8 protein-coding genes and 2 tRNA genes are annotated in these 14,518 nt (G+C 42.8%); 3 read left to right on the top strand and 7 right to left on the bottom strand.

The window, feature by feature from the left end; all coding sequences use genetic code 11:
* Window positions 1–2 precede the first annotated feature (2 nt).
* Together RDO37_RS06625 and RDO37_RS06620 are read right to left on the bottom strand one after the other, a co-directional pair.
* A tRNA-Ser gene (locus tag RDO37_RS06625) sits at window positions 3–92 on the bottom strand.
* Between the two features lie 372 nt (window positions 93–464).
* Window positions 465–596 carry a hypothetical protein gene (locus RDO37_RS06620; protein ID WP_308498521.1) on the bottom strand — a complete coding sequence of 44 codons (132 nt, stop codon included), beginning with the start codon at window positions 594–596 and terminating at the stop codon, window positions 465–467.
* A 722-nt stretch (window positions 597–1,318) separates the two neighbouring features.
* Between RDO37_RS06620 and gdhA the strand changes: the two genes are divergently transcribed.
* Together gdhA and RDO37_RS06610 are read left to right on the top strand one after the other, a co-directional pair.
* Window positions 1,319–2,671 carry an NADP-specific glutamate dehydrogenase gene (gene gdhA, locus RDO37_RS06615; protein WP_308498520.1) on the top strand — a complete coding sequence of 451 codons (1,353 nt, stop codon included), beginning with the start codon at window positions 1,319–1,321 and terminating at the stop codon, window positions 2,669–2,671.
* Window positions 2,672–3,977: 1,306 nt separating this feature from the next.
* Window positions 3,978–5,591, top strand: a complete 1,614-nt coding sequence (locus tag RDO37_RS06610; protein WP_308498519.1) for a HAMP domain-containing methyl-accepting chemotaxis protein — start codon at window positions 3,978–3,980, stop codon at window positions 5,589–5,591.
* 179 nt (window positions 5,592–5,770) lie between these two features.
* On the opposite strand, the gene dapB is transcribed toward RDO37_RS06610, so the two are convergent.
* The 4 genes from dapB to RDO37_RS06590 form a co-directional block, all read right to left on the bottom strand.
* Window positions 5,771–6,547, bottom strand: a complete 777-nt coding sequence (dapB, locus tag RDO37_RS06605) for a 4-hydroxy-tetrahydrodipicolinate reductase (protein ID WP_308498518.1) — start codon at window positions 6,545–6,547, stop codon at window positions 5,771–5,773.
* Window positions 6,541–7,026 carry a GNAT family N-acetyltransferase gene (locus RDO37_RS06600; RefSeq protein ID WP_281709902.1) on the bottom strand — a complete coding sequence of 162 codons (486 nt, stop codon included), beginning with the start codon at window positions 7,024–7,026 and terminating at the stop codon, window positions 6,541–6,543. Before RDO37_RS06600 ends, dapB begins: the two co-directional genes overlap by 7 nt.
* A gap of 730 nt (window positions 7,027–7,756) precedes the next feature.
* Complete coding sequence (locus RDO37_RS06595) at window positions 7,757–9,622, bottom strand: DNA repair protein RecN (RefSeq protein ID WP_308498517.1); 1,866 nt, start codon at window positions 9,620–9,622, stop codon at window positions 7,757–7,759.
* Between the two features lie 980 nt (window positions 9,623–10,602).
* Window positions 10,603–11,529 carry an NAD(+)/NADH kinase gene (locus tag RDO37_RS06590; RefSeq protein WP_052339075.1) on the bottom strand — a complete coding sequence of 309 codons (927 nt, stop codon included), beginning with the start codon at window positions 11,527–11,529 and terminating at the stop codon, window positions 10,603–10,605.
* 750 nt (window positions 11,530–12,279) lie between these two features.
* Here RDO37_RS06590 and RDO37_RS06585 point away from each other — a divergent pair.
* Window positions 12,280–13,566 (top strand): NCS2 family permease, encoded by a 1,287-nt coding sequence (locus tag RDO37_RS06585; protein ID WP_308498516.1) that lies wholly within the window; start codon window positions 12,280–12,282, stop codon window positions 13,564–13,566.
* A gap of 840 nt (window positions 13,567–14,406) precedes the next feature.
* On the opposite strand, the gene RDO37_RS06580 is transcribed toward RDO37_RS06585, so the two are convergent.
* A tRNA-Ser gene (locus RDO37_RS06580) sits at window positions 14,407–14,496 on the bottom strand.
* Window positions 14,497–14,518: the final 22 nt, after the last annotated feature.

Raw genomic sequence — 14,518 nt, 5'->3', positions numbered from 1 at the left:
GATGGCGGATGGAGTGAGATTCGAACTCACGGAGGACGCAAATCCTCGACGGTTTTCAAGACCGTTGCATTCAACCGCTCTGCCATCCATCCGCATAGGTTGTGCGCACATTATACCGATATTTTTACACTGTGCAAGCCTAAAGCTACAACATTTTGCAAAGAAGTGAGCTATATGCGCTCAAATGCCTTATTTAAGCCAATTGCTAATGCATTAACTTTTTGTCTAATGCTGCTAAACAATGGTTTTTAAGCTAAAAATAATTAAAAAAGCGTTCATGATTGGCTAGGAATTTTACTGCTCACGATAGCTTCATAGGATCACATGCATCAGGCTACTGCTTAATCATGTGTAGTAGTGAAGTAGTAGCCTAATGCGATCCTGGTAACTCAATGCTTATTATAATGAATAACGTACATTAGCGTTCACACCAAATGAATCAGTGTTCCTTGAACCTACGTAGTTCACTCCGATGGTGCTGCCAAGAGATCCATACTGAGCGGCAAGGCCACATCTACACCATCGTTAAGCTCATCCACAACTTCGGTACTTAACTTATCCATAGGCAGACCGTCGCTTAAGGTAATTGATGTCACTTCGGTATCTCCAGTGTAGAAGGTGACGTTGAACTATGCACTTGGGGCTAATGACCAACAGCCTGTAACATCCCTCAGTCAGAAACTTACACTCATCCATCCATCCATCCATCCATCCATCCATCCATCCATCCATCCATCCATTACATTGTTTTGAACATCTATCTGTTGATTAGTGGCATTGAGATGTCACGGGGCAAATTTGTGCGTTTATTAGGTAACAAGTACTGGTGAAAAGTCTAAAAATCGTGTCCAAAATGGTGCGTTTATTTAAGAATCGCTTATATATGCTGTTTATGCTTTAGTTTACTGACGTATTATGTCGATATGTAAGTGCATGTCAGCCAAAACTTGATCTTTATCTCTCTAGAGTATGTTGTGAAAATGAGGTTTAGATCAAATTTGTGTGCACTATTTTAACCAACATGATATTTATGTTTGTATGTAAAAATACTCTGTGGTAGCGGTATTTGACGTAGATTCTTAGTTAAACAGTTGTTAAAAGTGGCTTATTTATAATGTTTGTGCGGGCAATATGGTGAAGTGTTGTTGCTTTATGTAGAGATTTAGGTGGCTTGCTTGTTTAGGTGCGTTGCCTTACCAAAATGGATCGCAGTTTTTAAATTTGAGGGCTTATGAAAGGTTTTTCTTGATAGCTGGTTTAGGTGCGCGTAAATTAAGCCCTGTACTTCAATCTAATTCGTTTTTTTAGGAGATACGAAATGTCCTATTCACAGCAGGTCTTCGAGCAGCTCTCACAGCGTTATTCTTATCAGCCTGAGTTCTTACAGGCTGTTGAAGAGGTTTTAGGTACCCTTCAGCCAGCCCTTGATAAGAACCCTGCTTATCAGAAGAACAAGATCCTCGAGCGCATCACTGAGCCTGAGCGTGTTATCCACTTCTTAGTTCAGTGGGTTGACGACAAGGGCGAGATCCAGGTAAACCGTGGCTACCGCGTACAGTTCAACTCCGCAATCGGCCCTTACAAGGGTGGCTTACGTTTACACCCATCTGTGAATGAGGGTGTTTTAAAGTTCTTAGGCTTCGAGCAGATCTTCAAGAACTCCTTAACTGGCACTCCAATTGGCGGCGCTAAGGGTGGTTCAGACTTCGATCCTAAGGGCAAGTCAGACAATGAGATCATGCGCTTCTGCCAGGCTTTCATGATTCAGTTACACCGCTACATTGGTGCAACCATTGACGTTCCAGCTGGCGACATCGGTGTTGGTGGCCGTGAGATCGGTTACTTATACGGCACTTACAAGCGCCTCACCACCTCTTATGAGGGTGTTTTAACTGGTAAGGGCCTCAACTACGGTGGTTCCTTAGCACGTACTGAAGCAACTGGTTACGGTACCGTTTACTTTGCTCAAGAAATGTTAAAGGATCGTGGTGATTCTTTAGAGGGCAAGGTTGCTACCGTTTCAGGTGCTGGTAACGTTGCTATTTACTGTTGTGAAAAGTTATACCAAAAGGGTGCTAAGCCTGTTACCGTATCTGACTCACGTGGTTCTGTCTACGATCCAGATGGCATTAAGGTTGATGTATTAAAGCAGGTTAAGGAAGTTGAGCGTGCATCATTAACTCGTTATGTTGAGTTAGTTCCGACTGCTAAGTATGTTCCTGTATCTGAGTACCCAGAGGGCAAGCACTTCGTATGGACCGTTCCATGTGACGCTGCTTTCCCATGCGCAACCCAGAACGAGCTCTTCTTAGAAGACGCTAAGACCTTATTAGCTAACGGCTGTAAGTGTGTTGCTGAAGGCGCTAACATGCCATCTACTATCGATGCAATTAACGCATTCTTAGCAGCTGGTATTTGCTACGGCCCTGCTAAGGCTGCTAACGCAGGTGGTGTTGCTACCTCTCAGTTAGAGATGGAGCAGAATGCTTCTATGACCGCATGGCCATTTGAAGTTGTTGACAAGAAGCTCCACGACATCATGATCAACATCTACAACAATGCATCTGAGACCGCCAAGGAGTTCGGCGCACAGGGCAACCTCGTATTAGGTGCTAACATTGCTGGTTTCCGTAAGGTTGCTGATGCAATGATCGCTCAGGGTGTTATCTAATCACACTTAAAACAGTCTAGTGCCTAACATCTCCTCTAGGCACAAGCAAAAGATTGAAGCCTGGACCATGGCGTTATTCACTTAATGCCATGGCTCCAAGCTCTAATAGCCTTTCTATATGAGTCTTCCACGACTTCATCTTATAGTCCTCTCAATACTACCTCTTTCAATTACCCTCAGAATCGCTCTTTGATATGCAATCTCTCTTTTATCTTTACCCTTGCGTATCTTGTTTCGTCTGTGATCTTTAGTCTTGTTTAGGCTTGTCCTGTTGGTAGCAAACCATTACTTTTAGCTTGGCATGACCAGTTACTGCTAGTAATTGGCAGCGATAGTGTTATGGGAAAGTCTCAAGCTATAGCTTATGTATTTAGCTAAGTGAGAGGTGTTGGGGACTTGCATAAGGTGCTTATTTAGACAGGTACTACTAGAAATTTTGTTATCTCTAGTGCATAGATAGGATGTTCATAGGCATCAGCTTTGTACGAAGTGTAAGATTTTGCTGCAAATGGTCACTCTTGTAATACAAGCAAGAAATGCAATGTTAACAACTTCGATACAATTTATGTTAATTCGCTTGTGTTTCTTGATGCTTTACATAGCCTTTTCAAGGCATAATGGTATGATTTTGCAATATGTAGTTACCTAACTTGCACTAAATTGCGGTGGTAACTCTCTGATGTCTTGGATCACGGCTTTATTGGACTGTGATATACATCTTTAGATGAGATGGCTATAGGCCCAATGTTGTTTAATTCAATCTCTTGGTAACGCGCTACTTATAGAACGTTATTTGGGCGATGTTGAATTAAGACAATAGTACATGGGTGGGCTTAGCGGCATGGATAAGGCATGAGATGTGCTAATCATGAGGCTGATGTACAGAGCCTGCTAAATATTTAGCAAGTTTTGAATAAAGAATAAGTTCTATACAACTAAATGTTAAGACTACAAGCTTGTTGCTGTGATATAGTTCATATAACAGGTGAAATTTTTGTAGCTTTATTGTGGCAGTGTAAATTGTGTCACAGTAACTTTCTTTAGTTAAACATATTATATGGCAGTCAAACTAACTGTTTTTTATGGCAGCAAGTTTGTCAGTTTGTGTTTTCACTAAAGTTTTCAGTAAAACTTATCTTTAGCGCATTAGCTGCAAGCCTTAAGTGTGAGGCATTAATAGATTTATCAGCAAACAAGCCGATTCTTTATTTAAGAGTGCGGCACAGCAGTCTGTTTAACTCTCAACCTTAGGTTGTATGGAGATGCTTTAGGTTAAAGCAAAACAGGTGCTGTCTGGGAGATAGCAATGGAATGGTATTATAAACTGGCAATTAAAACAAAGTTGTTATTCAACTTCTGTGTCCTTATATTTCTTATTTTAATCATCACTTCTGTATCTCTGTACTCTTTAAGAGGCAATCAGGCTATTGCCACTGATGTTCATAATACTCTGAACAATCGTTATGGTGTTGTTGATGATATTCACACCACAGCATATGAGATTGAAGTTTTAATCGTCAGATATATTGCTGCTATGCAGTTTGGCAATACCGAAGAAATTCATCGTGAGTTAACAGCTGTCGCTGAGCCTTTTAGTTCTAAAGTTTCAAATTATAAAGCCGCTGTATACCATGATGCTGCACGTCGCTTAAAAGAGTATGTAGCTGAGTTTGAACACAATTTTGAGCGTGAGTTAGTACCTCGTGTTGAAGCTGGTGATGCTGCAGGCGCATTAACTGTTTACAGAAGCAAGATTGAGCCTGCGGTTGACTCTATCTTTGCCGAGCTGAACTATATGCGTAGTGGCATGTTCAAGGAAGTTAATGATGCAGTGGATAAGTCAGCAGACTCACGTCCGCTCATCTTAGTTTCTTCTATTACTGTACTCGCTATTGTGCTTTCATTAATGATTGCAACTTTCTCCTCTCGTTACATTACTAATGCTTTAGATGTAATCATGGAAAGCATGCGTCATATGGAAAAGCAGGACTTCTCTAATAAAGTTGATCTTCCATATGAAGATGAGATCGGTAAGCTTGGTCGCACCTTAGAGGCTTTACGTCATCAACAGTCATCTGTTATGTACAAGCTCGTTGAGATCGGCCGCAACATCGATAGAGAAATGAAGAATGCTAGTGAAGCAACTGAGCGTTTAACTCATCATGCTAACGACTCAGAAAACCGTGCTATTACCATTGCAGCTGCAGCTAATGAGATGGTTGCTACCACTCAAGAGATTGCTGCAAATTGTGAGTCAGCAGCTGATTTAGCTCGTAAGTCTACTGATAAGACTAACGAAGGTATGCACACTGCTAAGGAGTCTATTGACGCCATTATTGAGCAGTCCGAGCAGTCTAAGACTAACAATAAGCAGATCGAGGCTATGATCAATCAGTCTCGTTCTATTAACTCAATCGTTAACACCATTGATGAGATTGCAGCTCAGACCAACTTATTAGCTCTGAACGCTGCAATTGAGGCTGCTCGTGCTGGTGAGGCAGGTCGTGGCTTTGCTGTGGTTGCTGACGAAGTTCGTGCTCTGGCATCACGTACTAGCTCCTCAACTGGCGAGATTTCCTCTAAGGTTAAGGGCATGGAGAGTGTAGCTAACGATGCTACTGTATCCATGGAGCGTGCTGTAACTGGTATGGATAACCTTGCTCAGAACGCAACAGGTCTTGAGACTGTATTTAATGAGATCGCTTCTCACGTTAAGGATGTAAATGCTCAGATCGAGCAGATCGCAGCCTCAGCTGAAGAGCAGTCCACTGCAAGTAATGAGATCTCAGCTAACATGCAGGATCTTACTAATACCTCACGTGATGTTGCTCAGATTGCTAACGAGAACCAGGTTGTTATTAGCAACACCTCAAAAGAAGTTGATCGCCTCATGAAGATCATGAACGGCTTCAAGTTCTAATTATTTAACTGCAAGCTCCTTAGGCGCTATTATTTAGTGCCTAAGGTAGCAAGTAGAAAAGAAAAAGGGGAGCATTTGCTCCCCTTTTTCTTTAGCATCAATCTTTGCTAAGGCCCATCTTATTTTTGGTAGCTAACAAATTATCTTAAGATAGGCTAATAGTTATGGATTGGTGCTTTTTAGATCTTGTCTAAGCCAAGAACTTCCTTCATGGTGTAAAGTCCTGGCTTCTTGTCGCTAACCCATGAAGCAGCGCGAATAGCACCACGAGCAAAAGTAGCACGTGAAGTAGCAATGTGCTCAATGCATACACGCTCGCCATCGGTTAAGAACATAGCATTGTGTTCGCCAACCACATCACCGCCACGTACAGAAGAGATACCGATAGTACCGTAAGCTCTCTCACCAGTAATGCCATTACGACCTGCTACTAAAACATCATTTAACTGTACGCCACGAGCTTCCGCAGCAGCCTCTGCCATAGCTAAAGCAGTACCTGATGGAGCATCAACCTTATAGCGGTGGTGGGCCTCGTAAATTTCTAAATCTGCATCCTGCATAATAGCAGCGGTCTTCTTGATAAGAGCTAACATGACGTTAACGCCTACAGAGAAGTTTGCTGCAAATACTACAGGAACAGCTCGAGCAGTGGAGACAATCTTTGACTTGTCGTCATCAGTAAAGCCAGTAGTGCCTAAAACTACAGCGCAGCCATGCTCTTTTGCATAATCTAAAACACTTAAGGAGCACTCTGGACGTGAGAAGTCGATAAAGACATCTGGTACAACAGTAAGTCCCTCAACAGAGTCTGCTCTTTCGCCATTGAAGCTTAATGGCAGTGGGTTGTCATTTTTCGAAATGCCAGAGATTACCTTGAAGCCTTCCATACCTTGGCAGCAATCAAAAATAACATGACCCATACGTCCTGACAGGCCTACGATACAGACTTTTAGCATGAACCAAACTCCTTGCTGAGGATTTGTAGATGACGATATCTTTTGTTGGTTGTTAAGTAACCGGCACTACTGTAAAAGAGCCTGCCTTTATGATTAAGGGGCTCAAGATAGAGATAAGCATGCGGACAGCGACGCATGCGAAATAAGCGATCGGCAAGGTTTAATAAAGCTTTACCTACGCCATGGCGATAGAAAGCTGGATCAACATAGATGGCCTGAATAAAGCCAGGCTTACCATGATGCGCTTGCACGCCAATAAATCCTAATACGTGTGAGTCATTTTCAGCGTTAGCTGCAGCGAGAATATCAAAGTCACCAGAGCGCAAACGCTTTTTCCATAGCTTATGCATCTCTTTGACCGTATATCCAAGCGGTTCTAAACGCCCTTCATTTTTAGCTGATTCAATCTCGATACGAGCAATTTGTTCAAGATCATCTTCTTGAGCAGGACGTATGATAAAGGACTTTACTTCACTCATAGTCGAATGTTGGTATCCATCTCAGCTTGTTCAATATGAGAACTTCTTAATTCATCAATGACTCAGGCAACAACAAAAAAAAGACCACGAAAGCATGTGGCCACAACACGTGCCTTTCTGCTTAAACAAGCGTTATCTTGTTATGTATTGTTGCTGCAAACTGCTATTAGCAGCTCCATGCTATTTTAGGAAGTTTCCTAAAAAATGTCTCAAAAATGTTCATTTGCACGCAATGCTAGCTAAGTTTGATGTCTTTTGGTGCAAAAATACCCACATACCGACCAAATCTAACTGCCAGTATGCAAACAACAGCCAGTCTCAATCATGGCATAACTAAGCTAAATGGATAACTAAGGTGTGAGCATTGCTCATGACTGCAACAAATGTAGGTACGCACGCATGACTATATGAATCAACAAATGCAGGTACGCACGCACGGCTCTACGCATAAACAAATGCAGGTACGCACGCACGGCTCTACGCATAAACAAATGCAGGTACGCACGCATGGCTGCAATAAATATAGGCACGCATGGTTCTATGCGCACAAAAAGATAGGTACGATTACGGCGTTCTTTTCACTAGCGTAACTAGCTTTATAGCTTTAGATACGAGCGGAAAGAAAATGGTATTGGGCTAAAGATAAGCTTTAATTGGCAAGATGTTGGCGTGGCTAGGATCAAATAAGAGCAATTAAGAGCATTTACAGTAGCCACGCCTTGAGGATGGATTAGTTGAAGCCTAAGAGTTCTCGAGCGCTTTGGCGCGTTGTCTCTGTGATGGTAGAGCCGCCGATCATGCGTGAGATCTCTTCAATACGGCCATCATGGTTGAGGGCTGTAATGGTAGAGTTAACTTGACCGGCTTCATTGTACTTAGCTACCACAAATTGAGTATGGGCCTTAGCTGCTACTTGAGGTAAGTGAGTTACAGTAATTACCTGGGTATAGTTGCCTAGCTCGTTTAGTAGTTCGCCAACTGAAAGAGCGGTTCTGCCTGAAATACCCGTATCAATTTCGTCAAAGATAAGGGTAGGGGTAGAGTTAACTGACGCTGTCAAAACTTCAATAGCTAAAGCAAGTCGGGAAAGCTCACCGCCTGAGGCTACAGCAGCTAAAGGACGTAAACCTTGGCCTAGGTTGGCTGAGAACATGAAGGTAAGTTCATCACGACCGCTTGGACGTGGCTTGCACTCCTCATCACGGCTAAGCTCAATATCAAACTTGGCATCTGGTAAGGAGAGGACTTTGATCTTCTCTTCAATCTTGGAGGCTAATGAGGCCGAGGCTAGTTTACGCTCCTTGGTAAGCTCTTGAGCCTTAGCTTCATAATCTGCACGCGCTGCTTTAACCTCTTCTGTAAGATCACTGATGCGCTTACGTAAAGAGACAAAATTATTAATCTTATTCTCAATGCGTTCAGCCATTAAGTACAGCTCTTTTGGCAGACAAGAGAAGCGACGAGCAAGCTCGTGAGCCTTGGTCATGCGACCTTCAAGCTCGGTAATGCTTACATCGAGAGTATGAGTGCATAAGTCCTCAGCAAGTCCCGAGGCTTCTAAGAGGTTTTGTACTGCAGCATCAACGTTTTCGACGATCTTATCGATACGCTGATCAAAGGCTTTAACTTTATCAAGTGAAGATAAATACTTACCTAAGATCGCCACTAAGCTGTTTTCGTTAAGCTCAATACCTGCATGTAGATTGCCCAAGATATAGCTAAATTGAGCTTGGTGTTGAGCACGATCAAACATGCTCTCTAACTCTTCATAATCTCCCTGAGCAAAGTCGAGGCGCTTGAGCTCTTCAAGATCATAGCGATCTTGTTTGTAGGTCATGGCACCAGCTTTTTGCTCTTCAGCAAGCTTAGTAAGATCGTGGCGTAGTTTGCTATAACGATTGAAAGCATCGTTAACTTCGTTAGCTAATGGACGCAGTTTGCCAAAGTTATCAACGATCTCAAGCTGTCTTTTGCCATCCATGAGGCGCACGCCATCATGCTGACCATGAACAGCAACTAGAAGCTGACCAATTTCTCGAAGCTGAGTTAGCGTAGCAGGATGGCCATTAATATATGCTTTTGACTTGCCCTCACAGGTAACAATACGGCGCAGTAAGAGCTCGTCATCATCATGCATATTCCATGAGTCAAATCCTACAGCCTGTCCATCAGCAACCACAGCAGTATCTACTTCACTACTCTCAACTTGCTCAAGATGAGGATCATGGCTAGAGATAAGATCGCCACTGCTATGATTATCGGGATCTTGACTCTCAGAGGCTGTATTTGCTTTTTCGCTCACGATCTTTTGATCGCTGCTTTTGCTATTACGCTCTTGCAAAAAGCCGTAGTCGTCTAAGAGCTTGATCGCTTTAAATTGATTTTTTAAGGAAAAGCGGGCATTAACCTCAAGCTGCTTTTCACCTTGGCGAACCATATTGGCATCGGCTTTAGCTCCGAGTACTAAGGACAGGGCATCGACAACTAATGACTTGCCCGCACCTGTCTCTCCAGTAATACAGATCATGCCTGGAGTGAAATCAACTTCAGCCTCTACTGATAAAGCAAGGTTATTCAAATTGAGTTGTTCTAGCATGATCTCTCCGAGATATGTTATCCAATGCTGAGATACGAGTATAAGCTAAGTACGCCACAGAATATGTAATAGTGGGAATAAATAGCGCTCAAAAGTCTCAAGCCATGCAATGTTATGCTAAGAGGTTAACTCAGCCTAGCTGTAAATTAACAGGTTCTAGCATCATTAAGGCACGTTACGCATTATAAGGCAGTAAATAACTAGTGGCTTACATGCTGCGCTCATATGCCCTGTCGAAACTAAACTATACAGGTAATTTAGTTATACTAGAATATAAACTAGATTTTAAATCAAGGGGCAATTTGGCCCAAAATAGCCCATTTATTTTGCAAACTCTTGGTTATAAAACCATAAGAGATGCGGTATATGTTTGCAAAAGTCAGGCTATATCTTGCTTGTTAGTAACATTTGTTACTAACAGTACAGTTACTAATTTAATCAAGTTTTAATTAGTATGCTATAGGATAGCACAAAGATCTTAGCTTGTGAAAGTAGCTTGCGATCATGACCTTAACTTAGGTCACAGCCGTAAATGCTGCTAAGTAAATAGCTAAACTCCATTGCCTTATGGTTGTCGTGCTAAGCGTGTATATGATGCTACTGATTTATTCAAAAGATCTAAGTAGTGCAAAAAGATAGTTTGCCTAGCATATGATCTAGGTTTACGTATGTTTAGCCTGTTCGGTGCGGGGTGATCTGTTTTGCTATCTTGTGCAACTCTGTCTATACAAACTAAGAGTGGACGATGACTTTAAGCAAAAGCATCATAACAGGCGCAGCTAAGAGGGTACGATCGTCATTTGAATGTAACGATATGCGCTTATTAATGGGCAGGATGGCGCATAACTGCATCGAAGTTTTGATGCAGTTATGTGGAGCACAGGACTGAAAATTAGGTTGCTATCTCAGTAAGCTGTGCTTGTTAGATTGAGCAATAGCACTTGCTTGCAAGTGCTATGTCACTCATTTACGAGAGGTGATTAAACTAGGCTTTGGCCCCATCCAAGTTTTTGGCGGAGGACAGAGTAGTAGTCGTAACCTTCAGGGTGGATAAGCGTCAGTGGTGTGTGGTGCTGACGAATGCGAACTACACACTTGGTGTCGGCGCGAATGGTTACCTGTCCGTCACAGTTAACATTAACCCATTCATGGACGTCTTCTTTAAATTCGAAATCGACTTCAACTTTGCTTTGTCCTGGAATGATGATTGGAGAACAGTTGAGCGACTGTGGGAACATTGGCACTAAAGAGAGAACATCTAAGTGAGGTTCAATGATTGGTCCGCCAGCTGACAGTGAGTAAGCGGTAGAGCCCGTAGGAGTGCCAACAATGATGCCATCGCCGCGTAAGGTATACATGTAGTTGCCATTGATATTAACCTTGCAGACAATCATGTGGGCAAGAATACCAGAGTGGATTACAGTCTCGTTGACGGCTAGAGATTGACCTAATTGATCTTCAATGCCCTCTTCAGAGCGACGGAGGACTCGCACATCTAAGAGCGTGCGTTTTTCAATGTTGTACTCGCCTGCAACTACCTTGGCTAAAGAGTTTTCGATATTCTTCGGGCTAATGTCAGTCAACAGTCCTAGATGGCCGCGATTAACACCGAGCATTGGAACATCAAAATCTACCATTGAACGAGCAGCACCGAGCAATGAGCCGTCGCCACCCACAACGATAATTAAGTCAGTCTCACGGATAGACTTACGGGCAATTACAGGAACATCTGAGATGTTAAAGCCAACTGCAGTGTTCTGATCGACGTATGCATCTACACCTAAGCCCTTTAAGAACTTAGCAATGTCACTAATGGCACCGCCAACAGGACGGTGATAGACCTTAGAGACAATGACGGCTTTCTTAATCGGTTTAGCTTTATTCTCTGCTTCAGGAGTTATGCTCATCGCGATCCTCTTTGCCATATGGCACTCAGCTAGCTAGCCTTGTTAGTCTTTGGTATACCAAGGACCAGGGCTCTAGGCATGAAAGTCTCTTGCAGAATAAGTGTAACTTAGCTCTTGAATACTAGTCTTTTACATCCTATCTACAAGACATCTTACTAAGCTTATTAGCCAAACGCATAGAATGCAAGCAATCTAAGGGCTAAATGCCGATTTAGACACACCTTGTTACAGTCTTTTGAGCTAAGTATCGTTAAGTAATTGTTTCTAAGCCTTAATCTTTTGAAAATTAGTGTGGCGTTTTGTGGAAATTGGCTTGTAAATGAGTGTACTGAACTGATGCTGAAATCAGTTAATTATGGAATTTGTAACTTATCAAACAAGTTTATATTATGTTGGGTTGGCTTATATAACATAAAGCCCGTAAGTATCCGCTTTTTTAACATTAGTTTCATTGCAAATTTGTGATCTTGGTGCTATTATCGCGGCAGTTTTATGCTTAGTGCGTGATGCTCTAGCTTAAATTTTAGACTCTAGTGCAAGGCTTGTTTATTCATGCTGATTTGACCTCAATTTATTGAGTCAAAAACTTATATTGTGCCTTGTTAGCTCAATGTAAGGCACATAGTCTCCCTCTCTTCTTTTTCATACAAGCAATCCTGCTTGTTCGTGTCTAGTATCTCCTGTGGATAGATAAAGGCGTATCGACTTTACTTTTGCAGTGAGCTGCCTTGATTGACGGATGCTCTTTCAATGTTACAGAAACTCTTTGGCTTTGATCCAAATGTCCATAGTGTAAAGACCGAGATTTTAGCCGGTGTAACCACATTCCTGACCATGGCCTATATTCTTGCGCTGTCTCCTAACGTATTAGCAGCTGCAGGAATGGATAAGGGTGCGCTCTTTACCTCAACAGTTATCTCTACTGTTTTAGCTACCTTATTAATGGCTATTTACGCTAAGCTGCCTTTCTCCTTGGCACCTGGTGTTGGCCTTAATGCTTTCTTTGCCTATACCGTATGTCTGACTATGGGCTACACCTGGCAGTTTGCTCTGACTGCAGTATTGCTTGAGGGTCTCATTTTCATCATCCTGACAATTACTAATGTTCGTGAGCAGATTGTTAATGCACTGCCAATGTCGCTTAAGTACGCGATTTCAGCAGGTATTGGTCTGTTCATTGCGTTCATTGGTATGCAAAACTCTCAGATCATCGTCAACAATGATGCAACCTTAGTATCCTTAGGTGACATTACTCAAGGCCCTGCAATGCTGGGCATGATTGGTCTGCTTGTAACTTCTGTTCTCCTTATTTTACGTGTCCGTGGCGCACTGTTATTAGGTATCTTAATTACCACCTTAATCGGTATTCCTTTAGGTATCACTGATTTAAGTGGCTTAGTTGGCATGCCTCCATCAGTAGAACCAATCTTATTCAAGTTTGAGTTTGATAAGATCTTCACCACTGAAATGGCTTTCGTTGTGTTCACCTTCTTATTTGTGGACATCTTCGATACTATCGGTACTTTAGTGGGTGTTTCTACTCGTGCTGGCATGGTAGACAAGAATGGCCGCATTCCTCACTTAAAGAAGGCTTTCTTAGTTGACGCTGTTGGTACTACTGCAGGTGCTATGGTTGGTACCTCAACTGTTACTACCTTCGTTGAGTCCGCCTCTGGTGTTGCTGAGGGTGGTCGTACTGGTCTTACCTCATTTACCACTGCCATCTGCTTTATCATTGCACTGTTCTTAGCTCCATTCTTCTTATCAGTTCCAGGTGCTGCTACTGCTCCAGTACTGATCTTAGTTGGTCTGATGATGATGAGCCAGGTACAGAAGATCGACTTTGCTAACTACTCAGAGTCCATCCCAGCTTTCTTATGTATCGTTATGATGCCACTGTCATACTCCATCTCTGAGGGTATCGCTTTAGGCATGATCGCATACGTGCTCTTACATCTGTGTGCTGGCAAGTACAAGAGTATTACTGTAGCAAGCTGGATCTTAGCTGCTTTCTTCGTACTCAAGTACCTCATCTAATTAACTTAAGAGCATATGCTGCAGCCACTCATTAACACGAGTGGTAAGTAAGCATCAGGCTTATTTACAAGGCATTGCCCATGCACAGTAGCACTACTAGCAGCATGGGCAAATGCTTCAAGCAAAGCTTGTCCAAGTGCTTTTGTAGCTTAGTAAGTTTTGTACTAAGCGCTCTAAAAGGCCCTGTATGATTAATATCATCAGGGCCTTTATCGTTTTAGGGCAGCCCAATCTATTTCAATCGCGAGAGCTGCTATATAGCGGCCCATAGAATCTCATTGAAGGTAGAATCTCATTGAAGGTGATAGCCGCCCATAGAATTACATTGAAGGTAATACCCGCGCATAGAATCACATTGAAGATACTAGGAGCACATCTAAGCACTTTCGTTTGCCTAGCATATGCCAAGCATGCTCAGCATCGTGCGGCCATGCCATGCTACGCGCATGACAAGCTGCAGTAATGATAGAGGTAGCTTGCTGCTAAGCTATAGCTACGAAAGAGTGTGTATGGTTGCCTCGCTCTGTAGCGTTACCGAACGCATTAATGGCGCTGCTAAGCCATGCAGGGCAGCGATGGGGTTGGTAATGCCTATCTAAGGTATGCTGCGCTGATAAGAGCGAGCTTTGGGCAGATAATTGGGGCATTAGCTGCTATGCCTGCGTAAGGTTGAAATGCGGCGTTGTGCTTTGCACGTTGACTTAGATTGAAAAGGGCTGAGTGCAGGTAGTAGTGCTCGACTAACTAAAGAAGTGGGCGATAGGGATGGATATGTTTAGAAATGTTGTATCTATGATTTTGGGTACAAAAAAACGGCCTTAAAGCCGCTTGATTACCTGATGGCGGATGGAGTGAGATTCGAACTCACGGAGGACGCAAATCCTCGACGGTTTTCAAGACCGTTGCATTCAACCGCTCTGCCATCCATCCGCATAGGTTGTGCGCACATTAT

Source organism: uncultured Anaerobiospirillum sp., assembly GCF_902485895.1.
Classification (GTDB): Bacteria; Pseudomonadota; Gammaproteobacteria; order Enterobacterales; family Succinivibrionaceae; genus Anaerobiospirillum; species Anaerobiospirillum succiniciproducens.
Note: the sequence above shows the minus strand (reverse complement) of the source record. Positions and strands in the feature narration are given on the sequence as shown.